Here is a 26,456-nt window from a genome sequence, read left to right as displayed (position 1 = left end):
TTTCGAGACAGTTCCTTACTATGGAGTCTATGAATTCAGACAGCCGATCGCCGGCTGCCATTCGTTCGGTTGTGGAGTTGTCTTCCAGTTCGTTGTCAGTTTTTAACATGATAAAATCTTCCCTGCTTTATCTGCCGCATCCGGCCTGTATTTTCTGTACTGCTTCCACAATATCGTACATCATGCGGAAAATTCCAACAAAAAGAGTTATTTTTTTGATGGAAAGAACCCCACAGATTCCCCATACTTTCGGCAGGAAGACAGCATGGGAGCCGCCGGCATGCCTGGGCAGCTCTGTGGAAAAGGCGCGGGCTTTGGAAGAGCACAGTATTTACAGCAGGCAGAAAGGAGGGAGCATGGGCGGCGCGTCCATGCGGCATTTATATGGGACTTGACGAAAGAGCGCTTGGGAACGCTTCCGCAGCCATCGCGTACGGGCTGATGGGGGTTCTTTCCCTGATCCCGGCCTTACAGGAGATTGGCCTGGACAGGAAACTGAATGAAGACAAGACGGGGCTGGAAAAGAACGGGTTCCACCCGGATCTGGTCGCCAGGCATATCCGGGATAACGGGGCCGTGTTCATTGGATGCGGACAGGAGGTTCTGGAACCGATCCGGCAGGAACTGACTCAGGGAGGGATTCCTTTTATATTTGTTGCCAGCAGCATGATTGAAGATGAGGGGAAACGCCCGCCGTATTTTTACACGGTGGTTATCCGCGATATTGACGGCCAGAGGGCCGCAGGGCTTTTAGAGGAAGTTCTAAAAAAGCGGGGCCGGGAAGACGGGCTGGAGGAAGAGCAGGACCTGGAGCGCGGGATTGGCGATGTGGGGCTGGCAGATAACAGCACGGATCCGGATCAGGAGGAAGCGCAGGAAAACCAGCAGGAAGACGGAGATGGTTCCAGAGACGGGGACGATGCCGAAATGGATGAGGGGGAAGAACAATACAAAAGGAAAAAGGAGGAAGCCGCGAAACGGAAAGCGGGAAGGAGAAAGGAACGCCGTCTGGAGGAGGAAAGAAAACGCCAGGAAAAGGAACGGGCGCGGAAGGAGGAGAACTATAGGAACAGAACCAGCGCGGCAGAGATAACATTCGCCGTAAACGCTGTGGCGCAGCCCTCCCGGACGGATTACCCGGAGGCCTACGCCATCCGCGCCATTGAGATTGAGGAACAGTGCGGGCGCTATGAGAAGGCGGAGTTGATGCGTCGGGAGCTGGAACGGATGAAGCTTTCCGGGGAGGACGGGAGCGAAGGCTACAGACACTTGAAATACCAGTACCAGAGCATAAATGATGACATCCAGGCGCACCACGACCGCTTCCAGAGCATCGGGAAAGGCGGATGGCAGGAATATGCTGCCGAGACGGCCAGGCGGGCCAGGGAGGCTTCCACAGAGTCACTGTTGGGACACGCGTGGGATATGCCGGATGGGGTGGATTATCTAAGACGGAACCAGGATGGCAGCTACAGAGGCTATACCAGGGAGGAAAAGAAAGCCTGCCAGGATGGGAAATACCGGAATGAGGAGGCCAATGTTACCCTGCATGGGTATGCGCAGGAGGCCGTGAGGCATGAGGCGCTAAAGTGCCAGGAGGAGCTGGCCGGGGCGGAAAGACGCGCAGGCGCGGAAAACCTGGAGCATTATAAATCCCTCCTGGAAAAGCACAATGTGGCTGACCAGGAGGGAACAGCCGCACAAGATCCTTCGTCAGCCATAAGAGGCCACGACAGCCGCCCGGCTTCTGATTTCAGGGAACAGAAGTTCAGCCGGAGCGCTTATGAGGCGCTGCCGGAGCCGGGGACAGCGCATAGGGAGGAAAAAGCCCCAGTCCTGTTTACCAGGGCCGGAGCCGAGAAACTGCCCTTAAAGCAGATCGCTGACGGGAATACCATAAGGGCTTTCATGGTACAGCAGGGGTCAGAGGCAGGGAACTGTCGCGGCATGGGCGCTCCATGTCCGGACAGAATTTATGGAAGCGCAGGGCGGGCAGCGGGGGGAAGCGCGTCCGTGCGGTTCATCCGGTACGCGCAGGGCAAAGCTGCCCCGGCATGCGGCGGGATCCTGGCCGGCGTGGGGATGAGCGTAATAGGCGGAGGGTCTTACCGCAAGAAAGGGAGCGCCGCACTGGAAGAATTCCAACGGATCGCCAACCGCCAGATGGAGGCAAAAGCGGACAGCAGGCCGCCTGCGTCATCTGATTTTACAGAGAACACGGTAAGGACAAGGGCTGCCTCGGCCATGGCCATGATCCCGAAGCCTGCGCAGGAAAACGCCGGGCCGGAAGGCGGCCGGAACGGGCGCACGGTGAAAGTCCGAAATCTCCGCCAGGACAGCTTAAAGCGGATCGGAACCGGGGACGTCAGAACGAGGCGGGCGGCGGCCGATATGGTAAAGAACCGGTACTTCTCTATGATTGTGAGACAGGGGGCGCGGGCGGCCATTCAGTCCGCCACAGGGGATACGGGGGCCGGCCGTATAGCGGTATCGGCTATGTACGCCGTGAAGCTTCCGGCCCATATCGTCAAACAGCAGATGCTTAACGCAGGGCGCGCCAGCCTGGATCAGGGGGACGCAGTGATGACAGCGCTAAACAGCCACATCATCCGTTCCAGGGCCGCCGCGGCTTCCGGCCTGCAGGGGGAGGCGCTGGAGAGATTCGCCCGGCAGTCCGGGCTGGCAGCCGGGGAGATAAAGGCAATCCGGCATGACCGGGCCGCCATGGAGCGCCTGGTGGCGCGCCGTTACACAGGAACCTTCGGGATTCCCGGGAAAAAGGACATGGAAGGCATTATCCGGGCAATGGGGATCCGGGGGGACTTAAAGAAGGGGGACGCCATTGGCACAGAGGACATCCTGGGCTTTTTAAGCCGCCACGGGGAGACAACGCTGGCGGAACGTTCCCGGGCGTTGAAAAACGCGGGAGGAAACTTAGAGGGCCTGTCCGGGGGCCAGAAGCGCCTGGTGGAATCCCTGTTCTCCCGGGGAAAGTTCCCGAATCGGGACAGCATGAAGGCTGACCTGGAAAAAAACGGGGTAAGCCGGGAGCTGGCGGATAAACTGGCCGGGGGGAACTGGGCATCCAATGGCGACATTCTGGAGGCGCTTAAGCAGGCAGGGATCCAGGAGGACAAAACCGGGGCGCTCATGAAGGAATTAAAGGGAGTCTCCATGGAGGACCGGGCCGCCATGATAGGGCTGTTCCAGCTCTACGCCGGGGACAGTCTGAGCGGTTTTGACATGGACAAGTTCCGGGATCTGTTAAATGTCCTGGATGTGGATCAGGCGTTAAAAGACGGACTGGGCCGCAATTATATCCATCTCTCCCACATGTCTATGGAGGACATCAGGAAGCTCATAGCAAAATATAGAGAGAATCCGGAAGCGGAAGCGTTCCTGAACCGCCTGCTGAACGAGAAGATTTGCTTAACGCTTGGCCGCAACCGGGAAATCTCGCGGATGGAGCTTATAAACGGCGTGGAATCCTTCCTGTTCAGGATGGCCAGGGGAACGGACGCTATGTCAGGCTTCAGCCAGGTCATGAGCCTTACGAGGGGAATGACAAGGACGGCCAGGAGCGGGTACCGCCTCCTGTACAATATGGCGTTCAGAAGAATGACAGCGCCAATCGGCATTGGGAAGCTGAAGGCGGCTCCCGCGGATCTGACAGCCGCAAATATGAAGGCGGCGGCCGCCGCGGCCGTGAAGCAGACCCGGATCGCCGCCACATTTTCAAAGATGATGAACCGGAGGGCGCCGCAGGGCTTAAAGCGCGTGGCAGGGCATGTTCTCCATCCGGGGCGGTTCATTGGGCAGGCGGTGGGGAAAAAGGTGGAATGGATCCTGCTTAAGCACGGCGTGGATACCCTGGCGCTGAAAGCCGGCGTGAAAGCAGCCGCGGGGAAGCTCACAGCGGCTGCCGCTGCCGCGTCGGAGTTCCTGCTGGCTGCTGCCGCTGTCATCCTGGCAATCATTATCCTCCTCATGGCATATGAGGGCATCGATCCTGGCGGAAACGGAAACAGCGAAGGCAATGATTATTCAGCTGCTTATGTCTCCGCGGCGGATGGGAAGGACGCCTTCCTTCAGGAGGCCGTTGACATGCTGCGCGGTTATACCGATGACTTTATCAGGGAGCTCAACGATGCCCAGTACAACCGCGGCCTATATGCTGGGATGAACGGGTTCAATACCAATGAGGGTGTGGCATCCTTCGAGGCCGGGGCGTACCAGGTGGTGTTTTGCGGGCCGGACGGGGAACCCATTGATGATATTACAAGCGTGGATTTAAACAACTCCAAGGACATCATCTCCATGGCATCCGTGTTCATCCCAACCATCTTTAATAAGCCCGGGGAGAACGCCTCTGTGCAGGCCATTGCGGAATATGAGAAGGACAAGGAGCATTTCCTGGACTACTGTACGTTTTTGTGGGCGGCCTCCCACCAGATCTCCATCGAGGAATACCATCCTGGCAATGCATCCAACCCGGACGCCAATGACAGCTCAGGACTGGAGACGGACGCCCGAACCGGCAGATGCGGGATGGACTACGAACTGAACGGGGATCAGGGAGCGGGCGTGAACTGGTGGATTGGGACAGGGGCATCCCCGGCGTCAGGGGAGATATGCGGTGTCTGCGCCAGGACGGACTGGTACGACACGGATATCACAGAGCATGCCTGCGCGTCTAAGCCGGCTGCTGATCCATGTACCCATGGGCACTGGCAGACAGTCGCCACTCCCCTTAAGCACCGGGCCTGCAAGGGACACCACCACCACTGTTCCAGGCATGATTACTGGTATAGCTGCGCGGATAAGGGAAAAACGAAGTGGGATAAGGACAGGAATGTATATAAGCGGGTCTGGGTATGCGACGGGCATATGGGGGCTGTTGTGTACGCCACGATCGGGCGCATTTCCCGGATGCCGAATTTCGGCGCGGCAAAGGACTATGATTTCGATAGCCCTGAGACTTACGGCGGAGGCGGCGGCATCTACAGTTACTTCGGCGGGTCAGGGGGTGAAGGCGGCACGGCGTTCCATGGTAATTCCTACAGCCTGACCGACGCGCAGCTTAAGTACCTGGCGGCTATGTGCATGGGAGAGCAGAGAACCTGCGCCACGAATGAGGTGACCATGCGCTACCAGGCATCCCTGATGGCCAATGTCTATGAATTGTACGGAAAGAAGAAGGGGCTTTCCATTTATGAGTACCTGACTCTTCTGCCGACCCAGAAGAAGAACGGGGTCAGCGGATGGTTCGCAACTGCGTCCCATACCTACGCGGACAAGAATGTGGGTTCCGTATCCGCGCAGTGTGTGGAGTGGGTGCGGGATGTGTTCTGCAACGGGAACCGGATCACAAAGGCGAATGAGCAGGGCACGCTGATCACCGGATTCGTGAAGGCGGTCTATCAGGGAAAGACCTATGCCGGAAACGCGATGAAGAATGAGAGCATTTACGTGCCAGGCGAGACAATCCTTTATACGTCCGGCGGGCAGGCGTGCCTGTTTGAGGCGTTTCCGGGAGGTCACCCGGCAGGCTGCGGAACACCGGTCGTGGATCCGTTTGCGATCATCATTAATTGAGGAAGGAGGAAGGCGCAATGGAAAGACAGGGATACCAGGGCAGGGGACTTTCAGCATCCCTGCGGGAAGGGAAGAATGAAGGAGGCAGAAAAAGCAGGCGGCATGCATGGTCCGGAACAGGGGTTAAACAGGCCATTACCGCCGCGGCGCTGGTCATCATATCTGTCTCAGCCTCCGTCCTGGAGCCCGGCCCGCTGAAGGTTTCAGCGGTGACAGACGGGGATCGGGCTACCCTCAGTTTTTACAGCGATGACGGGGAGATGCTCCTGACACAGAAAACAGCGCGTTACGGCAGGAGCATTTCGATCCCAGAGGTCAAGGATCAGTATCTGCCGGAAGAATATAAGGACAGGGACGATGTGGAACCGTGCTGGGTTATACGGGACACAGAGGAGGCGTATTATCCCGGGGATGACTTCTGGATTGAGGACTATATGGAAGAGGGCGCGCTGGAGGACATGGATTTCGTACTGGTACCGGATGGCAGCGCACTGGATTACGGGACGACGGATCTGTTCTTTTATGACAGCGGCTTGGAAGAAATTGAAAGGTACACCAGAACGGAAGTAAGGGCAGGGGGGACGTTCAAACTCCCGGATCCGTCGCCGTATGGCGGAAGCTACTGGGCCTACGAGGACGATGGCGGGGAACGGAGGCTCATAAAGGGCGGCGCGGACTTTACCGCCGCGGAGTATACCATGGAGTTTTACGCCTGTGGGAACGGGATTGTCTCCGTTGTGTACCGGTACCCGGCGGATGTGGAAAGCCTGGCGGCGGATCAGGAACCTGGCGATATTTACGCTACAGACAACGTGAGGGTCGGGGATTACATCACCCTGAAGCACTCTCCTGGGAACGTGGTATGGGGCCATACCTTCCGGGGATGGGAGGATTACAGCGGACAGTATGACGGCCTCCAGCAGCCAGGCAGGGCCATCCAGATTGTTTCGGAAGAGGACATTGAGTTTGTGGCTTACTACGAGGAGGATGAGGACTGGGATCCGGGCGTGGGATGGGATCCGGATGACGGAGGGGACGGCGACGGCCCGGCGATGAACCCGGACGGCCTGACCAGCCAGTACACAGAGGAACTGGAGGAGGCCGCCGGGGCAGGGGTTGAGGTATCCTTAAATAACAACCCGGCGAACCAGTCCTTTGGAGGCATGATCTCAAAGCCGGGCGGCACTTATACTGGCTTTACGCAGGATGGCGTGAAGAAAACCGCCCAGAACGGAAGCATCACGTCCGCCACAAAGATTGACAGGACACTGACCAATGTAAGGGAAGATCAATACGGCAGGCCCATGGACAAGGACGGGGATTCCACGAAGCCGTTGAAGCAGGATGACTCCCTTTTCGCCATGGATATCTATGGGAACGCCTTCGCTTACCCATACTGGGCGTCCTCCGAAGCGGAGCGGATCGCCATCGTGACGGATCGCCTGAAGCAGTACAAGGGAAATTCCTGGCTTAATTTTATCAGCCGGCACAGCGAGCTGGCGGAGGCGGTTAGGCGGTTTGAGGAGCGGGAATTCGGCCTGCTTAGAGATTCCTGCCACGACAAGCTGAAAACAGACCGCCAGCAGTGGCGCGGATGGATGGACTATTATTCCGACATCCCGGAGAGTATCGGGAACACGGATGTCAACAATATGGACGGCGATGTCAACCGGCTGCTTGCCCGGATCAAATTTTCAAGCAGTTGGGAGAACATCATTTTCTATCCGTATTATTACGACCCAAGCAGGGGAAGCAGCGGCACTTACGGGTTTGACGGGATCTCGTCACTGACCGCGCAGCAGAGGGAGAATCTTACTGTGCTCTATAACACCCTGATTCGATCCGGATATTCCGAATCAGCGGCGTGCGGAGCCTGCGCTTTCGCGTGGAACCAGACAGGCGGGACGTTTTCGCCGGGATATTCCGGGGCGGGCGGGCAGGGTCTGGGCGGATGGAGCGACGAAGATGCCGACTGGCTGAAAGGGATCGCCCAGGCCACAGGGGAGCGGTGGGATTCTGTCAACGCCCAATCTGACCTGTTTGTGGTATGGCTTGACCAGAACATGGGCGACATCAATGGGAGGCTGGAGTCCAATACCGGCATGATGATAAAAGAACTGAAAAAATTAAGCTCGGAGACAAACGCGGCGGATGTCCTTTGCGCAAATTTCCTGGAAGGAAAAGAGGAAAAGGAGAACGGGACGATCCAGTTGTTTGACGGCAAATATTATAAGGATGCCCAGAAGATGCGGGAGTACGCCAAAAAGCTGAAGCAGGCATTGAAAAGGACCGGGAGCGGGTATGGGTTCGATGCGTCAGGGCTTGATTTCGCGGACTGTTCGGAAGCCCGGAAAAGGGTTGTGGAGCTTGCCTGCGCCCAGGTCGGAAAGCAATATGTATGGGGCGCCCAGGGGCCGAATACCTTCGACTGCAGCGGGCTGACGCTCTGGGCGTATCAGAACGGGGCCGGGATCTCGCTCCCGCACAGCTCGTCCCTCCAGATCAACTACGGGCGGAAGATTCCGAAAGAGATGCTCCGGCCGGGAGACCTGATCGTCTGGGACGGCCATGTGGCTATGTATATCGGCGGCGGCAAGCGGGTGGAAGCTGTCGGGGCCAAGTACGGCATCCAGATCCGCGACCTGGATCAGAAATCCAGCCACCCGTTCCTCGGGTATGTGAGCCTGCTTGATTAAACAGACGGAATAGAACGTGGGGAGATGGACAAAAGAGACAGGCGAAGAAATTGAAAAATATTATGGCCGCTGTGACGGCCAGAGAAGGAGGAGGCGGGAAGGAGAAATCTTCCCGCCGTATTAACATGGTAAATACAAAGAACAGATATGGCGCCGGAACGACGGCAAAGACAGGAAGGGGCGGCGGGCTATGGAGGAGATGGCAGGCCCCGCGGATGATTACAGCAGCGGTGCTTGCGCTCCTCGTCTGCGCCACATGGCAGTCCGTGTCCTTTGCCGGCGGCACGAATATTGTAGTGGACAACCGGACAGGGGATAATTCCATTGAAGTGGAGGTTTCTGTGGGTGGAACGCCATGCATGATATCTGCGGATACCGGTTTCCGTTATAATCTGGACGCGCCGCCGGATACCGTCAGGGTGGACGCCAGGGTCAGCGGGGACATTTATGGATATTATGATCTGTCCTATGAGCCGGAAGTGAACCTGGCGGACGGCGGGATCATACGGATTACCGTGGAATACAGCGGCCTGTATGGGGATGCGGGGATAGAGAACGCTCCTGACCTTGACGGGGTGGGAACAGACGGGGCGGACGCGTGGGATCCGGATTCTTATGATGGCAGCCTGCCGGATACTGGCATGGAGGAGATCGACCTAAGCGGTGGGGAGGATGGGGCGGGAACCCTGGTTATCCGGTGCCAGCCGGTGAATGCCTTTGACGAGGCGGTTCTGACCCTGGTGGATGAGGATTACAAAACCTACCGGATCCCGCTCCACATGGAGCCATACTTCTTTCGGGCCAGGGTAAAGCTGCCGGCCGGGAAGTACCGGGAATCCGGGATACCGGAGATCACCTTCAACGAGTCCGCGAGCAGGGACAGTTCCCTTTCCTATGTATGGGCGCATACAGGCGGAGCGGCTTTTGGAGGTTTCTTCGACATCCGGGCAGGGGAGGAGACATTCATGGAGGATCTGGCGATCAGGACAGTAAAAGGCGGCGAGATCATGGACACGGATTCCCGTTATTACTTTAACAAGAAGGCCTATGAGGAAGAAAGTGTGGCGGAATTAGAGGGTGACAGGGAGTTTAAGGAAAAGAACTACCAGAGCCTTACGCTGGACGGGAAGAAAGCAGGCGGGGAGGACGAAGGTGCAGAGCCGGGCTTTATGGAGACAGCAGGGAGGGTATTTGCCATGCTGCTTAAAGCGGTTCCTTTCCTTCTGATGGCAGTTCTGGCGGCTGTGGGATTTGTCCTGTATAAAAGATATAAGGAAAACAATCGTATATAGTAGGCGAGGGGATTTCTTATGCTTGGGTAGACTGTCGGATTTACTTTTGCCGAAGGACTACATTTCTGGCAAAATTTGAAATGGCTGGCGACAGAAGCAGGATATCCAAAACAGAGAAAGAATTATGCGGATTTTTTTTATAGAAGAAAGCCATGCCAGATATCATCCGGGAAGGAGGGAAGCAGGCAGGCCGCCCTGCCTATCAGGGCGGTGCGTCTGGCCTGCTGTTTTTGATATGGAAAAAGAATATATTGGTGAAGCTGGTGGAAAACCACACAACGCTGGCCGTACCGGCGGCGTGGGAGACGGGCATGGAGAGCGCGTGGGGAAAGGAAAAGCCATACGACTGACACACCATGCGGAGCGGATAGCGTTCCCCAGGGACGGAAAAAAAGCGAAGGCGTACTTCCAGAACCTGCGGGATAAGTATACACGCTGCTGGTGTGTGAACAGTATCCGGGATCCCTGGCAGTCAGAGCTGGCATATTACCAGGAGCATTACGCAGCCATAGCAAAAGCCCGGAACAAAACCTACGCCCGGGCAAGGCATGCGGAGCGAATGATCACCACGAGGGATCTCCACGGAAGGAAGCGCACCTGCCCGGAAGAACTGTCCCTGCAGGCGGGCAGGGGAAAGGGAGAAGGCGTCCCGGGATATGGGGTGTTTGCAGGATGCGTCATGAAGTATCTTTCCTGGATGCGGGAATGGAGTAATGAACACGGGGGACATATGCATGTCTTAAGCGTCCATGTCTCACAGGAAGCCCCGTACCGCGCCGTCATCCGGCGGGTATGGGAGTGCTCCGGGAAGGACGGGCTTATGCAGGTGAGCATGACCGGCGCATTAAGGGAAGCGGGTGTCCCATGCCCGGATCCGGAAGCGGAGGAGTCCAGGTACAACAACCGGAAAATGACCTTTGACCGGATATCCAGGGAGGCGCTGTATGAGTGTTTTGAGAGCGCCGGGATATCTGTCATCCGGGAACCGGGGATTTATACACTGCGCCAGGCATTAAAAATTAAGGAAGGCACAGACGCCCAGGAACGGGACGCAGAGGGCATACTGAAGCAGATTCTGGAGATTGAGGAACAGGCGTCCCTCTTGGGTGTTATGGAAGACGCCCAGGAGGATCTGGACGGGAATGTCCTGGTTTCAGAGGAAGCCTACCGCCTGTTAAAGATCCGGGAATGCCTGGGCGGCGCGTACGCTTTCAAGGCTGCTAAGGCGGGGAGGGAACTGCTTGCCGCGCTGGAGGAGGAACAGGGAGCAGAGAGGGATCGGGCTATGCAGGAAGGCATTCGGAAAGAACGGGAGCTTGAATACGCGGCCCTGCGTATCGGGCTGTTAAGATGCGGTTATTACGCCAGTGACAGGAAGGGAGGCAGCAGAGATGAAGGTGTCCCACAATAGTTCCAGGAGGCAGGGATTTGCGGGCCATAATGATCGGATGTTTGATACCAGCAAGGCGGAACATATTGACAGGGAGAGGCTTAAGGATAATCGTTATTGGTGCGTTTACGAAGGAATGGGCTTTGAGGAGGCGGAAAAGAAGTTCTACGAGGAGCATTACGGGCAGATGATCCGTGGCCAGAACCAGTACAGGCAGGAAAAGCTGGATGTCGGCGATTATTTGCGGATGCCCAGGTACTGCCCGGAGGAACTTATTTTGCAGATCGGGAACGTGGAGGAAACGGTCAGGGATCCGGCGGTGTTTGACGCGTGCTTTGACCAGTACATACAGTGCCTGGAGGAATGGAACAGGGAGCACGGCGGTCACATGCATGTGCTGGATTACGCTGTCCATAAGGATGAGGCGACTATCCATGCCCATATCCGGCGGGTATGGGACTACACAGGGGAGGACGGGGAGACGAGGATCGGACTGAACCGGGCCCTGAAGGAAGCGGGCGTACCGCTGCCTGAGCCTGGTATGCCGGAAGGGCGGCGCAATAACCGGAAGATGGAGTTTGACCGCATGATGCGGGGCCGGTGGATTGAGATATGCGAGGAGCGCGGGATTATAGTCGATAAAGCGCCGGTAAAGGTAAAAGCCAGGCACCAGCATATTAGCGACTATAAGCGGGATCGGCGTATGGAAGAGATCCGGCGATCCAGGGAAAACATCCGTATGGTCAGGGAACTGGTAAAGGATTCACTGGGGGAGATCCCGGACGAAAACCGGGCTGTATCAGGGGACGGGAAGGGGTATGTGCGCATGCTCGCGGAGGAATACGCGGCGCTGTGGCAGGCGGCGGAACGTATGGCGTCTGACCGGGATGCGGAGAAGCGGAAGCGGGAGGAGACAGCCGCCGCAAGGGCCAGAGCGGGGAAAGCACAGGAGCAGGCCAGGATGCTGCGGGAAGCGAACGGGGAACTGGAGCGTGAGATCAGCAGGCTGAAGGAGGAGATAGCAAAGGCCAGGGATGGGCTTCTTGCCGATGTGATGCAGAAGGGTATGCAGGCGGTATGGAAACAGGAGATGATTGGCGCTGCTGGGCAGGCGTATGATGTGTTGCTGTATGGCTCTGTATATGAGGCCATGGACAGCCTGGAGGCATCCTGCATGGCAGGGGGATGGGGAGCGGGAAGATAGCGGGAGGGAGGAGCTCTGACGCTTGTAAACGGCTGCCACAGAAATGCGGCATGGCTTGCAGTAACCATCACATCTCCACCAAGGTCCTGCGGGCGCTGATTTTAGAAACGATTTCGAGTCTTTGTGGGAACAAAGATTCTGTTTGCACGGTAGCGAATAAGACTCAATTCCTGATTCCTTTCATGTTCCTAACTGTTTGTTCAACAAATTGGAATAATCTCTAAAAGGTTAGGAATGGCAGTTGATTTCATAGATAGATTGCGGTACAATGTAAATTGTATCAGTGTAAACTAATGAACGGAGTGAGTTTTATGAAAATCAGTTACAAGAAACTGTGGATAATGCTTATTGAAAGGGACATTTCCAAAATGGCCTTTCGTCAGGCGACAGAATTGTCACCTGGAACGATGAGCAAACTCAATAAAGGCGAAGAAGTCGCTCTCTCCATTTTGCTACGCATCTGCGATTATCTGAAATGTGATATTGGGGACATCTGTGAAGCAGTGCGTGTCAATAAAGAATAAGCCAAATATATTTTGGAGGATGTTAAAATGGCGGAAAATAATACAAGCAGTATAGGATTTGAAAAGCAAATCTGGGATGCGGCCTGTGTCCTTCGAGGAAATATGGATGCTTCAGAGTACAAATCAGTTGTACTTGGGTTGATTTTCTTAAAATATATCTCGGATCGCTTTGAAGCAAAGTATAACGAACTGGTAGCCGAGGGTGATGGCTTTGAAGAAGATGTTGATGAGTACACTTCTGAAAATATTTTCTTTGTGCCGGAGAATGCCCGGTGGTCTGTCATTTCCGCTGCTGCCCATATGCCTGAGATTGGCACTGTTATTGACGACGCTATGCGTTCTATCGAAAAAGAGAACAAGCGGCTGAAGGATATTCTGCCGAAAAATTTTGCCCGCCCGGAATTGGACAAGCGCCGTCTGGGAGAAGTAGTTGATCTCTTTACCAATATCCAGATGATTGAGCATGGGAGCAGCAAGGACATCCTGGGCCGTACTTATGAATACTGCCTCTCTAAATTTGCAGAGCAGGAGGGCAAGCTGGCTGGAGAGTTTTACACGCCTGCGTGTGTTGTGCGTACTCTTGTAGAGGTGCTGCAGCCCTACAATGGGCGTGTCTATGACCCCTGCTGTGGATCCGGCGGGATGTTTGTGCAGTCAGCGAAGTTTATTGAAAATCATGGCGGCAACATCAACAAGATTTCCGTGTTTGGTCAGGACTCTAATCCTACCACCTGGAAGATGGCGCAAATGAACCTTGCTATTCGAGGTATTGAGGCTGACTTGGGCAGATTCAATGCAGACACTTTCTTCAATGATTGTCACCCGCAACTAAAGGCTGACTTCATTATGGCGAATCCTCCCTTTAATCTTTCCGGTTGGGGACAGGACAAGCTGTTGAGGGATGTGCGCTGGGCATACGGTATACCGCCCGCAGGCAACGCCAACTTTGCGTGGCTCCAGCACATGATTTGGCATCTTGCCCCCAATGGCCGCATCGGCATGGTGCTGGCCAACGGCTCTCTTTCCTCTCAGTCCGGCGGTGAGGGGGAGATTCGGAAAAACATCATTAATTCTGATCAGGTAGACTGCATCATTGCGATGCCCACACAGCTTTTTTATACAACGCAAATTCCAGTGTCCCTCTGGTTTATTGCAGAGAATAAGAAGCAGAAGGGAAAGACGCTGTTCATCGACGCCCGGAAAATGGGGACGATGGTCACACGGAAACTACGGGAGTTGACCGATGTGGACATCCAGAAGATTGCCTCTACATATAATGCTTTTGTGGATGGAACGCTGGAGGAAATCAAGGGCTTCTGTGCTGTGGCCACAATGCAAGAAATTGCAAAACAGGATTACATCCTTACGCCGGGGCGCTATGTAGGTATTGAGGAGCAGGAGGACGACGGCGAACCGTTTGAAGAAAAAATGGGGCGGCTGACAGCGGAGTTGTCGGGGTTGTTTGCGAAATCCCATGAGTTGGAGGATGAGATTAGGAAAAGGCTGGGGGCGATTGGGTATGAAATCTGATTGGATAACAATTCGTGCTGCTGATTTTATTGAATTTAATCCTCGGCTTAGTATTAAAAAAGGGGCAATTGCAACAAAAGTCAGTATGGATAAGCTACAGCCATTTACAAAGAAAATCCCATCGACTGAACAAACAGCGTTTACTGGAGGAGCAAAATTTTGTAATGGCGATACACTCATGGCTCGTATTACTCCGTGTCTTGAAAATGGAAAAACGGCTTTTGTTGATATCTTGAATGATGGCGAAATCGGATTTGGTTCGACAGAGTTTATTGTGATGAGGGCTAAGAAAGGAATTAGCGATTCACAATTCATTTACTACATGGCTATAAATCCTTTTTTTAGAGATATTGCTATCAAATCCATGGTTGGTTCATCTGGAAGGCAGAGAGTACAACAAAGTGTTCTCAATAACCTTGAATTGTACGTGCCTGATTTAGAAGAGCAAAAAAGAATAGGCTCTTTTTTGGCAAAATTTGATAACAAAATCGAGCTGAACCGGAGGATAAATGATAATTTACAGCAGCAGGCGGTAGCATTATATCAGCAGATGTTTATTGATAGTGCCGAACCCGACTGGACAGATGGCTCACTAAGCGACATTGCCGATATTACTATGGGGCAGTCTCCAAGTGGTAGCAGCTATAATGAGGACAGGATAGGAACTGTTTTCTTTCAAGGTCGTGCTGAATTTGGCTTTAGGTTTCCGACCATCCGCCTTTATACCACCGAACCCAAGCGGATGGCTTGCACAAACGACATTTTAATGAGTGTTAGAGCGCCGGTTGGCGATCTCAATGTAGCACATACCGATTGCTGCATTGGTCGAGGACTTGCTGCTATTCATTCCAAGACTAACCGCCAGTCCTTTATGCTTTATACGATGTTTTCACTCAAAAAGAGGTTGGATGTCTTTAATGGTGAAGGCACAGTTTTCGGATCAATCAACCGGAGTTCGCTGAATGACATTCATATTCTCATTCCATCAAATGACGCAATCGAGAATTTTGAAAGGATAGTCGCTCCTATAGACGCTACAATTCGCAATAATTATGATGAAATATGCAGATTGCAGGAAATTCGAGACTCTTTACTTCCCAAGTTGATGTCCGGTGAAATTGATGTCTCCAACATCCAACTCTAAGCCGCTAAATTATCATTTATATGCATATCATATACAAGAAAGGAGATTAACTAATGGCGATTCTAAATGAATTGGATTCCACTTGCGGACTCTCTGATGAGGAATTAACGGTAAGATTTAAGGAATCTATAAGGATTGATAATGAAGTAAGAAAGATAAAGGGTTTGCCTGTCGCAGGATATGACGATGAAACTCAGAAGGCGTACCTTGAATATCCGGACGGGAGGCGCGAATATGTCGGGAAATGACGTGGTAAGGCTTCCAGAAGTCATTGTATTTGCTGGCCCAAATGGAAGCGGCAAATCAACAATCACCCGAATGGCAAAGATTCGAGGCAAGTATATAAATGCAGACGATATAAAAAGGGCTACATTGTGTACGGATTTGGAAGCGGCTATAAAAGCGGAACAATTGCGGGAACGCATGATAGTGGACAGAAAAGACTTTACATTTGAGACAGTGCTGTCTACTGACAGGAATCTGCTGTTACTGCAAAGAGCGAAAGAAAAGGGATATTTTATTAGGGGAATTTATGTTTTAACATGTAATGCAGATATCAATATTGCAAGAGTAAATGCAAGAGAAGCGCTGGGAGGGCATGGCGTTCCGGAAGAAAAAATCAGATCAAGATATGATAAAGCGCTTGCTCTGATTCCAAAATTTGTCGAGATTTGTGATATCCTGCATGTATATGATAATACACAAGAGCCGTTCAGAATATTCAAGAAACGCAAAGACGTATATTATCGTTGGAGTAATCAATATTGGAGTAATGATGGTATCAAAAAATTAAGTGGAATTGCCGAATATGCAAATTAATCGATAGGTATATAGAAGTTATTTGCTGTTCTATACCCCTCTGTGAGTAGCAGAAGTTAAAGTCAAAGATTGCCTCTCCGTAGCCTTTCTCTAAAAAACGAAGGAGGAAAGACTATGAAAGAGGAATTGATGAACAAGATCATTCAGGGGATGTTACTGCTTTTGGACAACTCACAAATGGGACATTTATTTAGAAGTGCTGAACTGTGCATTATTCGGGTATGATGTTAAAAAGTCGGACGGTATAGAGGATGAGAATACTGAGCGGGAGAATATAAAGATACTGGATACGTTCATTTCGGCTAAAAACATTGAGGGCTGTTCTGAGAAATCCTTAAAATATTATCGAACAACGATAGATGCGGTGCTTGCAACCATTGGAAAAGGAGTTTTACATATCAAGACGGAAGATTTGAGAGAATATCTGACGAATTACCAGGAAGAGAAGAAATCCAGTAAGGTAACGATTGATAACATTCGGAGAATCCTGTCAAGTTTTTTTACTTGGCTGGAGGATGAGGATTATATATTAAAAAGTCCTGTACGAAGGATACACAAGGTTAAGGCTGCCACAGTAGTGAAGGAGACATATTCCGATGAGGAAATAGAAGTTATGAAGGATGGATGTGGCAATCCGAGAGATTTAGCTCTAATTGATATGCTTGCATCAACAGGGATGCGTGTTGGGGAATTAGTTTTATTGAATCGAGAGGATATAAATTTTGCAGAACGAGAGTGTGTAGTATTTGATAAAGGCAGCAAAGAGCGCATCGTTTATTTTGATGCGGGGACAAAGATACATTTGCAGGAATATCTGGACGGACGAACAGATGATAATGAGGCGCTATTTGTTTCGTTAAGAGCTCCTTATGATAGGCTGCAGATTGGCGGTATCGAGGTCAGACTTAGGAATCTAGGAGAAAAGTTGAATTTATGCAAAGTACATCCGCATAAGTTTTGGCGTACTCTTGCGACAACAGCTATTGATAAGGGGATGCCGATAGAACAGCTACAACGGTTGCTTGGACATCAGCGAATTGATACGACATTGCAATATGCTATGGTCAAACAGAGTAATGTAAAGTTGGCGCATAGAAAATATATTGGTTAGGGAGGAACCCCAGTTGATTGTAAAAATGGTTGATATATGTTCTAAGATAGGAAGTGGTGCAACACCTCGTGGTGGTAAAGAAGTATATTGTAAAGATGGTGTTTCCCTTATACGTAGCCAAAATGTGTTGGATTTTGAATTTTCAGAAAGTGGATTAGCACATATAAACAATGAGCAGGTACAAAAATTAAAAAATGTTGAGGTTCAAGCAGATGATATATTGCTCAATATAACAGGTGATTCTGTCGCGAGAGCTTGTATGATGGAAGAAACTTTTTTACCAGCACGTGTAAATCAGCATGTTGCGATTATTCGCGGTGAAAAGAATAGAGTTCTTAGCAGTTATTTGCTTTATTTTTTGCAATTGAGGAAAGAGCATCTCTTACAGTTGACCTCTGCTGGAGCGACAAGAAATGCTCTTACAAAAGGGATGATAGAACAATTAGAACTGAACTTGCCTCCAGTGTCTATTCAGAGAAAAATAGTTTCTGTGTTGGATTTAATTATAAAAAAGATTGCACTAAATCAAGAGATAAACGATAATTTACCGCCTACGATGAGCCAAGCGAAACCGTGTCGATATCAGCCGTCGGGGGCTTGCTCACGTAAGGCTGTATATCGACATGGTTTCATCGGGCGAATGCCCGATAGATCACAGTCGTCAGGATGTGAGAGTAGCTTGGCGGCCTAGACCATCCCGAAGGCTCTTTATTTCCCAAATAAGTCCGCATGACTGCCAGTTGCGGTAGCTGAAAGGATAAGGATATCTTCATAAATCTGGTATATGAGCAGCCAATCCGGCTCTATATGACATTCCCTGAAGTCATGTAGGTTTCCAGTCAGAGAGTGATCCTTGTACCGAGCAGGCAGAGGATTGCCGTTAGCCAACAAGGAAAGAATGTTTACAAGTTTCGCCATATCCTTGCCACGCTTTTTCATCAACTTAGCATCTTTTTTCATGCGATTTGTATACACGATCTTATACATAGGTCAATCCTCCAGCATGGAGGCAACGGCATCTTCCGCATTGTCGAAAGGTCCGTTAAGATCCCTTCGGAACCGGCTATCATATACGGCCTCCTGAAGCTGGCAGGGGATTGCCCTATGCTGTACCGAAAAAGGAATGCCCGCGTTTTCGATAGCGGCATTCAAAAAAATACGAATAGCTGTCGATGTGTCTAGCCCCAGGCTTGAAAATAGAGTATCCGCCTGCTTTTTAACTGTATCATCAATACGTATTTGTAATGTAGCCATATTGCACCTCCAATAGATTTGTAGTATGATTGTATCATATAAGCAATATGGAAGCAATGGCAATTTAGTAGCTTAGAGTTGGATGTTGTATTGTGGTGGTAATGAGGAAACAGAGGAGCCGTTTTCGAGTCTATCTGTGGCGGCCTAAATATCAAGTTTGGAGACATCAAGTTCTCCAGACATAAACTTAGGCAAAAGAGTGTCTCGTGTATCCGCAAGCAGAATATTTTCAGCGTTAAGAGATTCAATTCTCTTATGTATCGGTTGCGCTAACGAATGGAACTCTTGGATGTTCCCCTTGTTGCTGTGAATTGGCAACTGTTTAATCATTACTTGGCTTATATTTTGTTGTGCTGAACCTACCGCGAGGTTGATGAGTTTTTTCTGTGATTCGCAAGCAACTTGAAACAAGTATGTATACGGATAATTTTTATTGCTTAACAAAGCGCAAACAGCCTGGTTACAAGTCATAGGTTTTGCAATAATACTATATGCCCCGACAGTTGCTCCATACATGGCAATAAGAACACTATGCGATGGCAGTAGTTTGGCAGATGATTTAGTAATGGCTAATTCGTGAATATGCTCCTCTGTATCAAGGAGATAACCACCAAGCAATTCCTTTGACTTTACCCAACAAATATTGCCGTGGTCGTAATATTTACCATGTTTGCGAGATGGAGTTCCCCCGGATGTTGTTTTTACGGCATCGCCAAGAGCAGTATCCTTTGTGGATTTCGCAAATATCTTCGTATAAAGCATATGAAGTTGGTGATCTAAATTATCATTTATATTTATGGAGGTTGTATGATGAGACCAAGGTATGATAAAGATGGCAAGCTAATAGGTTCTCATAGAATGGTTTTCGACGGCATACCTGATAACTACCAAATAAAGCGAGTTATTTTGAAAGATAAAGTACCTGATTTGTCTTACGTGGGAGTAATGAGACATTTGAGAGACTGTAAAGTTTCTGACGAATTTGAGGATAATAGATACTATTCGTCCGAAGTTCTTTCACATATGGCATTGGACTATCTCAATTCAGCTATATACCTTCAAAAAGGTATTATTGATGATAGAGGTAAAGAAATCGTATCTTATTACTTTATTCCCTGTGCTTTTTTGTGCAAGCACTCGATAGAACTAAAACTAAAGGAATGTCTAATGCTTAAGGGAGTTAAGCTAAATGGTCATAAAGTATCAGTATTATGGAAAGAAATACATGCCCCCCAAATTCCGCAATATGACAAACTAAGCAGTTTTATCGCAGAAGTAGATGAAATAGATAGTAACGAGATGGCATTGCGTTATGGAATTTCTAAGAATTTGGAGCCTTTACGGGAAAAATTTAAATTCAATATTGATAATTTTATATTGAATACAATGTACCTGTTCAATATCTTAGACGAGTTTGTAATCTGTCCATACAAATACAATAATAAATAATACATCTGTGCGATAACTGTTAAACAATGAAAAGCAAAAGTACAGCAAAACAACTTACAAAGGAGCAGCCAACTATGGCGGGAAATTACACAGAATCTAATTATGAAAACGCCATTCTCCAGCTTTTCCAGGAGCAATTGGACTACACATACCTATACGGCCCAGATGTAGAGCGTGACTATCACTCCCCGCTCTATGAGGATGCCTTGTTGCCCGCTTTGCAGTGGGTCAATCCCGGCCTGCCTATGGATGCGCTCAACGAGGCAGTCTATAAACTGAAAAACTTTGAAAGCGGCACACTACTGCAAAAGAATATGGTTTTCATGGACTATCTGCAAAATGGTGTCCCAGTGAAATATTTTACCAATGGCGAGGAAAGCTTCACTCTCGTCTATCTCATTGACTTCAAAAATCCTGCCAATAACGATTTTGCCGTTGTCAATCAGTGGACGATTATTGAAAATTCCGAGAAGCGGCCTGATATTATCCTTTTTGTTAATGGCCTGCCTTTGGTAGTGGTGGAACTGAAATCTCCCTCCCGCGAAGAAACGGACGCCTCCGCCGCCTATCGTCAACTGCGGAACTATATGCACGAGATTCCCTCTCTATTTATATATAACGCTGTCTGCGTCATGAGCGATATGACCACCTCCAAAGCTGGAACAATCACCTCTAGCGAGGACCGTTATATGGAATGGAAGACTAAGGATGGCAACTATGAAAACACCCAGTATGCGCAGTTTGATACTTTCTTTGAGGGGCTATTTGAGAAAGAACGCTTTCTGGACGTTGTAAAAAATTTCATCTGCTTTAATATTGACGGTCAAAATACCTTCAAAATCTTTGCTGGATACCACCAGTATTTCGCTGTCAAAAAAGCGGTTGCCTCTACCCGGCGTGCTACGAAAACAGATGGCAAAGGCGGCGTGTTCTGGCATACGCAGGGCAGCGGTAAATCTTTGTCTATGGTGTTCTACGCTCGTTGTTTGCAAGAGGCGTTGGAAAGCCCGACTATTGTAGTCATTACAGATAGAAACGATTTGGACGACCAGCTTTACGGCCAATTTGCTCGCTGCAAGGACTTCCTGCGTCAGACGCCCCAACACGCAGAAAGCCGCCGGCATTTGACAGAACTTCTGGCAGACCGCCAGGCCAACGGCATTATTTTTACCACTATGCAGAAATTTGAAGAGAGCGGCGAAGCCCTTTCCAAACGTCGGAATATTGTGGTTATGGCTGACGAGGCTCACCGTGGACAGTATGGCCTGACCGAGAAAGTTATAATGCGGCAGAAAGAAGATGGCGAGTTAGAAGTCCGCACCCTAATCGGAACTGCCCGGATTATTCGAGACAGTCTGCCAAACGCCACCTATATTGGCTTTACCGGAACGCCTATTTCCTCCAAAGACCGCAGTACACGCGAAGTGTTTGGCGATTACATCGACATATACGATATGACACAAGCGGTAGAGGATGGAGCCACCCGCCCGGTATATTATGAGAGCCGAGTCATTCACTTAAAACTGGATGAGGCAACTTTACATCTGGTTGATGCTGAGTATGACATCATGGCGCAGAATGCCGATCCCTATGTTATTGAGAAAAGTAAAAAAGAACTGGGGCAGATGGAGGCCATTCTGGGAGCAGACCAAACCATCCACTCCCTGGTAGATGATATTCTCAATCATTATGAAAATTATCGGGCTGGTATTCTTACCGGAAAAGCCATGATTGTAGCCTATTCCCGCCCCATTGCCATGAAGATTTATAAGCGCATTTTGGAATTGCGTCCAGCTTGGGCGGAAAAAGTAACTGTTGTAATGACGCAGGGCAACAATGACCCCGAAGAATGGCGGGAGATTATCGGCAATAAGGCCCGTAAGGATGAATTTGCCCGAAAATTCAAAGACAATGAATCGCCCCTGAAAATTGCAATCGTTGTGGATATGTGGCTGACCGGCTTTGATGTGCCGTCATTGGCTACCATGTATATATATAAGCCCATGTCCGGCCACAATCTGATGCAGGCTATCGCCCGTGTCAACCGCGTTTTCCAGGACAAGGAAGGCGGGCTTGTGGTAGACTATGTGGGTATTGCCTCCGCACTCAAGCAGGCGATGAACGACTACACTGCCAGAGACAGGAAAAATTATGGAGATACTGATGTCAGTAAAGCGGCTTATCCCAAATTTCTGGAAAAGCTCTCTGTCTGCCGGGATTTCTTCCATGGTTACGATTATGGGAAATTCCTGTCTGGCAGTGACCTTGAAAAAGCTAAGGCAATTACTGGCGGTGTAAACTTTATCCTGGGCAAGAGTATTGCAGACCATGACTTGCCCGAAAGTGAGCGTACACAGAATGTCTATATCAAAGAGGCTTTGTTGCTCCGGCAGGCTCTCTCCCTCTGTGGCAGTTTGGTGGGTGAAGCGGCACGCTATGAGGCGGCGTTCTTTGATGCAGTCCGTACCATGATTGTTCGTCTGCAATCCGGTGGAACGGACAAAAAATTTACCCTCCCAGAAGTGAATGAACGGATCAACGAGCTTTTGAAACACAGCATCAAAAGCGAGGGCGTCATCAATCTCTTTTCCGATGTCGGAACAGAGTTTTCCCTCTTCGACCCGAAATTTTTGGAAGAGGTTGCCAATATGAAGGAGAAAAATCTCGCAGTAGAACTATTGAAGAAGCTGATTGCAGAGCAGGTTTCTATCTATCGGCGGACAAATTTGGTCAAATCGGAGAAATTTTCCGAAATCATCCGGGGCGCTATGAACCGTTATCTCAATGGAATGCTTACCAATGAGGAAGTCATCCAGGAATTGCTGAAACTGGCCAAGGATATTGCGGCAGCTAATGTAGAGGGAGAGGCACTGGGGCTAAATGCGGAGGAGCTGGCTTTCTACGATGCTCTCACGAAGCCCCAAGCAATCAAAGATTTTTACGAACATGAAGAACTGATTGCTATTACCAAGGAACTGACCGATCTTCTGCGGAAAAATCGAACCATTGACTGGCAGAAGAAGGAGAGCGCCCGCGCCGGGATGCGCAAGCTGGTCAAGCGTTTGCTTAAAAGACACAAATACCCGCCGGAGGGAATGGAGGACGCTGTGCAAACAGTCATGAGCCAGTGCGAGATGTGGACAGATAATACTGTAATGGTATGACTGTGCGGCATAGAAAATAGCGAAATCGCGATCTATGGATCATTCGAGAAGCATAGAGGTTTTCTTAAACAATTTAAAAAAAAGTAAGCGCCAAATATTCCTGCGGATTTCCTGTTCCTCAAGCATCACTTATAATTGTAGTCGATAGATATTTAGACTATTTCACTACAATTATGGAGGACAGGTTATGGTAGGTACTCGCAAAGCCCGTGTTCCGATGACGGAACAGATCCGGCTTATCAATGAATGCCGCCAGAGCGGCATGACAGATGCTGACTGGTGTCGTGAAAACGGCATTGCAGTAAGCGCCTTTTACAACTGGGTCAGCCGCTGTCGGAAAACGGCAGCGGATCAGATCCCAGCGGCGAATTACGGGCATCTTGAGGTTCCCCGCCCGAAACAGGACGTGGTCCCCATTGACATTGTGCCGGATCACATTCCGGAACAGCATACAGCATCACAGATGCAAAACTCCTGCCTTGACAATTCACATACGATTGAAATTGCCATGAAGGATATCACAATCCGTATCAGCAATGATGCGGATCCGGTCCTGCTTACCAGGACATTCCGCCTGCTTCAGGAGCTCTCATGTTAGGCGACATCTCCGGGCTTGAGAAGATCTACATTGTCTGCGGTTTATCCTTAAGACATTTTTATCCCCATCTTTTTGAAACTGCCCGTATCCTTGGTGTTTAAGCACAAAAAGATGAGGATAAAAATCAATCCGTATGCCATCATATAATCACCATTACAAATTTGGAGGTGATTTTATGATTAAGCACTACAATGACTATGTCCAAGAGATGGTCAATCTCATGGTCGAAAGCGGTTTTGGCGAGTATGGAAGAACTGCCCGTAAACGCTGGTATGAAGCTTTTGGCCGCTATTTATCAGAGGCCGGACTTGTATATTCTGATGAAAATGTTTCAAAATGGCTTGAGGAGGTGGTAAAACCGGCAAATACCAGACAACAATACCATGTGGCTGCAAGGTATATGGAACAGCTCCGGGAATTCATCCGCACAGGGGAAATACGGATCGAGAATCTCCTTTTGGTGAAGCCTGACCACGATAAGCTGCCCCCGGAGATACGGGGCACTCTCGATGAATATCTTGCTTCCCGCGAACCGGATTACAGCCCGGAATCTATGCGTCTTGCAAAACTGCACACGGCCAACTTTCTTTTGCGGCTCTGCGCAGAAGGGATGATGAGAATGGAGATGCTCTCCTATGAAATGCTGGCGGCAGTATTCCGGAGCCGTTGGAACGTTACTCCAGAACAAAGATCGGTGATCCTGGGCCATGGCCGCCAACTGCTTGGCTTTCTTCATGAAAAGCATGGTTTCCGGCGGGGATTCTCCATTCTGTTAGAAGATTCCGTGTTCCAGTATGCATATGTCCCCAGATTGTCCGATGATGCCGTCATGACAGAGCTACTGCGTCTGAGCCGTGAGCACTCTGTCTGCACTACGGAAGAAATGTATCCCATGCTCTCCCGGTTTGCGGACGGGTACAGTGACAGAGGGTATTCCTACACCATGATCAAGAGGGTTACCCATACCCTCCGGTGTCTGTATGTTTTTCTGGATATGCATGGTCTGGACTACTGCCCGGAAGTTTCATGGGAATGGTACACGCTGATCGAAGACAGGATAGGCCGTAACCGCCGGGCGTGGAAGCGTGTACTGGCTCTTTTTGGCAGCTTTGCCGCAGACAGGGAAATACGCTTCCATAAAAACTGTGGGATGACGTCCTCCCAGGCGAAGCGTATGGGGCATTACCCGGCATGGTGTGCGGACGCAGTCAACGGATATGTGGATTGGCTTGCACGCAGTTTCCATAGAGAGTCAACTGTTCAGAACTATAGATACGGCGTCTGGAGTTTATGCGACTACCTTCTGGCCTGCGGCATAAATGGCTTTGGGGACATTACCCCGCAGATGCTTAGGGAATATATAGCCCAGGATCATCACGCCACGTTGAAAGGGCGTTCCACGAGGATAACCATTGTAAACCAGTTCCTGTGGTATGTAGAAACGGGCATCCTTGGAGAGGAAAAGAAACTCTATACCGTGCTCACGGCCGGCACTGCGAAATCTGTGACGGTGCCGGTGGTCCTGACCGATGATGAAGTGAAGCGCATCTATACATACAGGGCAGGATGCCGTACCGGTATCGAACTGCGTAATGCCGCCATGCTGATGCTGGGCCTGCGCCTTGGCTTCCGGGCAAGTGATGTGGTCAACCTCAAGATCGAAGACATAGACTGGAAGCAGCGCAGGATATCGATCATACAGGAAAAAACAAAGCACCCGCTCGTCCTGCCACTATCCATCGATGCAGGAAATTCCCTGTATTCCTATCTGAGCTCATCCAGGCCGAAAGCAGAAAATAACCACGTTTTCATCCGGCACAAAGCGCCTTTCGGCAGGCTCACGATAAAAAGCTGTGAGAACGCCTTCAAAGCTGCGCTTCCGGAAATGGCGGACAGGCCTGGCGTGAGCTTCCACACCTTGAGGCGTACCTTTGCGACCGGCATCCTGCGGAACAATGCGGGCATGGATGCTGTCATGGATGCGCTGGGGCATCACGACAACTCGACTGGTGTAAAATATCTTTCTTTTGATGACGAACGGATGATGGAATGCCCATTGTCATTAAGCGGCATTGCCGTGGAAGGAGGTGCCTTATGACGCTTGATACTTATGAATTCAGCAGTTGTTTTGCGCCATACATTGAGGGGCTGATCCAGCGTAAGCATGAGGAAGGTTTCCTTTTTAACAGCGCAAGACATATCCTGATAAGCTTTGACCGCTTCTGTATCCGGAAAGGGTATCATACTCCGGTGGTCACAAAAGAAATCTCAAGCGAATGGGGGATGCAGAGAAGCGGGGAAGGCAGAGCCTATCTCGGGAACAGGATGTCCGCCCTGCGCCAGCTGTCATTATATATGGCTTCCCTTGGGATCGACTGCTATATCCCGGCAAAGTTCTCGGCAAAAAGCAAAACATTGGCCTATGTCCTCAACGAGGATGAGGTCAGGAGTTTTTTCAGGGAACTGGACAGCTGCCAGCCTGCCATCCGGGGAACCCGCTTCGAGAGGCTGGCCATGGAATACAGGGCAATCTACAGGCTTATTTTCTGCTGCGGCCTCAGGGTGTCGGAAGCAAGGCTGTTGAAACGGTCGGATGTGGACCTGTCTGGCGGGAAGGCGAAAGCCATGATAAAACAGTCAAAGGGCCGTAAGGACAGGGTGGTTTTCATAGCGGATGATGTTGCAG

General features: G+C 50.4%; 22 protein-coding genes. 19 read left to right on the top strand and 3 right to left on the bottom strand.

Annotated elements, in window-relative coordinates; genetic code table 11:
• Positions 1–218 precede the first annotated feature (218 nt).
• The 14 genes from NFS31_RS20070 to NFS31_RS20005 all read left to right on the top strand — a co-directional run bounded on the left by NFS31_RS20070 (position 219) and on the right by NFS31_RS20005 (position 17,996).
• On the top strand, positions 219–395 hold the full coding sequence (locus NFS31_RS20070; RefSeq protein WP_251499100.1) for a hypothetical protein: 177 nt from the start codon (positions 219–221) through the stop codon (positions 393–395).
• Positions 385–5,595, top strand: coding sequence for a hypothetical protein (locus tag NFS31_RS20065; protein ID WP_251499097.1), 5,211 nt, complete (start codon positions 385–387; stop codon positions 5,593–5,595). The genes NFS31_RS20070 and NFS31_RS20065 overlap by 11 nt, the downstream gene beginning before the upstream one ends.
• A gap of 17 nt (positions 5,596–5,612) precedes the next feature.
• Positions 5,613–8,291 (top strand): phage tail tip lysozyme, encoded by a 2,679-nt coding sequence (locus tag NFS31_RS20060; protein ID WP_251499096.1) that lies wholly within the window; start codon positions 5,613–5,615, stop codon positions 8,289–8,291.
• Between the two features lie 50 nt (positions 8,292–8,341).
• A complete protein-coding gene (locus NFS31_RS20055) occupies positions 8,342–9,583 on the top strand; it encodes a hypothetical protein (protein WP_251499093.1) in 1,242 nt (413 codons plus the stop codon).
• A gap of 152 nt (positions 9,584–9,735) precedes the next feature.
• Positions 9,736–9,933, top strand: a complete 198-nt coding sequence (locus tag NFS31_RS20050; protein WP_251499090.1) for a hypothetical protein — start codon at positions 9,736–9,738, stop codon at positions 9,931–9,933.
• Positions 9,906–10,994, top strand: a complete 1,089-nt coding sequence (locus NFS31_RS20045) for a hypothetical protein (RefSeq protein ID WP_251499088.1) — start codon at positions 9,906–9,908, stop codon at positions 10,992–10,994. Before NFS31_RS20050 ends, NFS31_RS20045 begins: the two co-directional genes overlap by 28 nt.
• Positions 10,975–12,177 (top strand): hypothetical protein, encoded by a 1,203-nt coding sequence (locus NFS31_RS20040; RefSeq protein WP_251499085.1) that lies wholly within the window; start codon positions 10,975–10,977, stop codon positions 12,175–12,177. The genes NFS31_RS20045 and NFS31_RS20040 overlap by 20 nt, the downstream gene beginning before the upstream one ends.
• A gap of 311 nt (positions 12,178–12,488) precedes the next feature.
• A complete protein-coding gene (locus tag NFS31_RS20035; protein WP_251499082.1) occupies positions 12,489–12,701 on the top strand; it encodes a helix-turn-helix domain-containing protein in 213 nt (70 codons plus the stop codon).
• A gap of 27 nt (positions 12,702–12,728) precedes the next feature.
• Positions 12,729–14,231, top strand: coding sequence for a class I SAM-dependent DNA methyltransferase (locus NFS31_RS20030; RefSeq protein ID WP_251499080.1), 1,503 nt, complete (start codon positions 12,729–12,731; stop codon positions 14,229–14,231).
• The gene (locus tag NFS31_RS20025) at positions 14,188–15,375 is read left to right on the top strand and encodes a restriction endonuclease subunit S (protein WP_251499078.1); all 1,188 of its coding nucleotides are present in this window, start codon (positions 14,188–14,190) and stop codon (positions 15,373–15,375) included. Before NFS31_RS20030 ends, NFS31_RS20025 begins: the two co-directional genes overlap by 44 nt.
• A 53-nt stretch (positions 15,376–15,428) precedes the next feature.
• Positions 15,429–15,623 (top strand): hypothetical protein, encoded by a 195-nt coding sequence (locus NFS31_RS20020; RefSeq protein ID WP_251499076.1) that lies wholly within the window; start codon positions 15,429–15,431, stop codon positions 15,621–15,623.
• Entirely contained in the window at positions 15,610–16,194 is a 585-nt protein-coding gene (locus NFS31_RS20015) for a zeta toxin family protein (protein ID WP_251499074.1), read from the top strand. Before NFS31_RS20020 ends, NFS31_RS20015 begins: the two co-directional genes overlap by 14 nt.
• A 196-nt stretch (positions 16,195–16,390) precedes the next feature.
• The gene (gene xerA, locus NFS31_RS20010; protein ID WP_331482781.1) at positions 16,391–17,305 is read left to right on the top strand and encodes a site-specific tyrosine recombinase/integron integrase; all 915 of its coding nucleotides are present in this window, start codon (positions 16,391–16,393) and stop codon (positions 17,303–17,305) included.
• A 13-nt stretch (positions 17,306–17,318) separates the two neighbouring features.
• A complete protein-coding gene (locus NFS31_RS20005) occupies positions 17,319–17,996 on the top strand; it encodes a restriction endonuclease subunit S (RefSeq protein ID WP_251499072.1) in 678 nt (225 codons plus the stop codon).
• Positions 17,997–18,013: 17 nt separating this feature from the next.
• Here the strand turns inward: NFS31_RS20005 and NFS31_RS20000 are convergent, their stop codons facing one another.
• The 3 genes from NFS31_RS20000 to NFS31_RS19990 form a co-directional block, all read right to left on the bottom strand.
• Positions 18,014–18,292 carry a type II toxin-antitoxin system YafQ family toxin gene (locus NFS31_RS20000; protein ID WP_251499070.1) on the bottom strand — a complete coding sequence of 93 codons (279 nt, stop codon included), beginning with the start codon at positions 18,290–18,292 and terminating at the stop codon, positions 18,014–18,016.
• Positions 18,293–18,295: 3 nt separating this feature from the next.
• Positions 18,296–18,559, bottom strand: coding sequence for a type II toxin-antitoxin system RelB/DinJ family antitoxin (locus tag NFS31_RS19995; protein WP_251499068.1), 264 nt, complete (start codon positions 18,557–18,559; stop codon positions 18,296–18,298).
• A gap of 144 nt (positions 18,560–18,703) precedes the next feature.
• Positions 18,704–19,321 carry a restriction endonuclease subunit S gene (locus tag NFS31_RS19990; protein ID WP_251499066.1) on the bottom strand — a complete coding sequence of 206 codons (618 nt, stop codon included), beginning with the start codon at positions 19,319–19,321 and terminating at the stop codon, positions 18,704–18,706.
• 45 nt (positions 19,322–19,366) lie between these two features.
• Here NFS31_RS19990 and NFS31_RS19985 point away from each other — a divergent pair, with 45 nt between their 5' ends.
• From NFS31_RS19985 to NFS31_RS19965, 5 genes are all read left to right on the top strand, one after another.
• Positions 19,367–20,008, top strand: a complete 642-nt coding sequence (locus NFS31_RS19985) for a hypothetical protein (RefSeq protein ID WP_251499064.1) — start codon at positions 19,367–19,369, stop codon at positions 20,006–20,008.
• Positions 20,009–20,082: 74 nt separating this feature from the next.
• Entirely contained in the window at positions 20,083–23,172 is a 3,090-nt protein-coding gene (locus NFS31_RS19980; RefSeq protein WP_251499063.1) for a type I restriction endonuclease subunit R, read from the top strand.
• Between the two features lie 187 nt (positions 23,173–23,359).
• Positions 23,360–23,770 carry an IS66 family insertion sequence element accessory protein TnpA gene (gene tnpA, locus NFS31_RS19975; protein ID WP_251499060.1) on the top strand — a complete coding sequence of 137 codons (411 nt, stop codon included), beginning with the start codon at positions 23,360–23,362 and terminating at the stop codon, positions 23,768–23,770.
• A 175-nt stretch (positions 23,771–23,945) separates the two neighbouring features.
• Positions 23,946–25,868, top strand: coding sequence for a tyrosine-type recombinase/integrase (locus NFS31_RS19970; protein ID WP_251499058.1), 1,923 nt, complete (start codon positions 23,946–23,948; stop codon positions 25,866–25,868).
• Positions 25,865–26,456 (top strand): tyrosine-type recombinase/integrase (locus tag NFS31_RS19965; protein WP_251499056.1); only part of this gene is annotated, 592 nt, incomplete at its 3' end. The genes NFS31_RS19970 and NFS31_RS19965, both read left to right, overlap by 4 nt.

The sequence above is a fragment of the Otoolea muris genome, from assembly GCF_943193115.1.
GTDB classification, from domain to species: Bacteria; Bacillota; Clostridia; order Lachnospirales; family Lachnospiraceae; genus Otoolea; species Otoolea muris.
The sequence above is the reverse complement of the archived record's forward strand: the minus strand, read 5'-3'. Positions and strand labels throughout refer to the sequence as shown.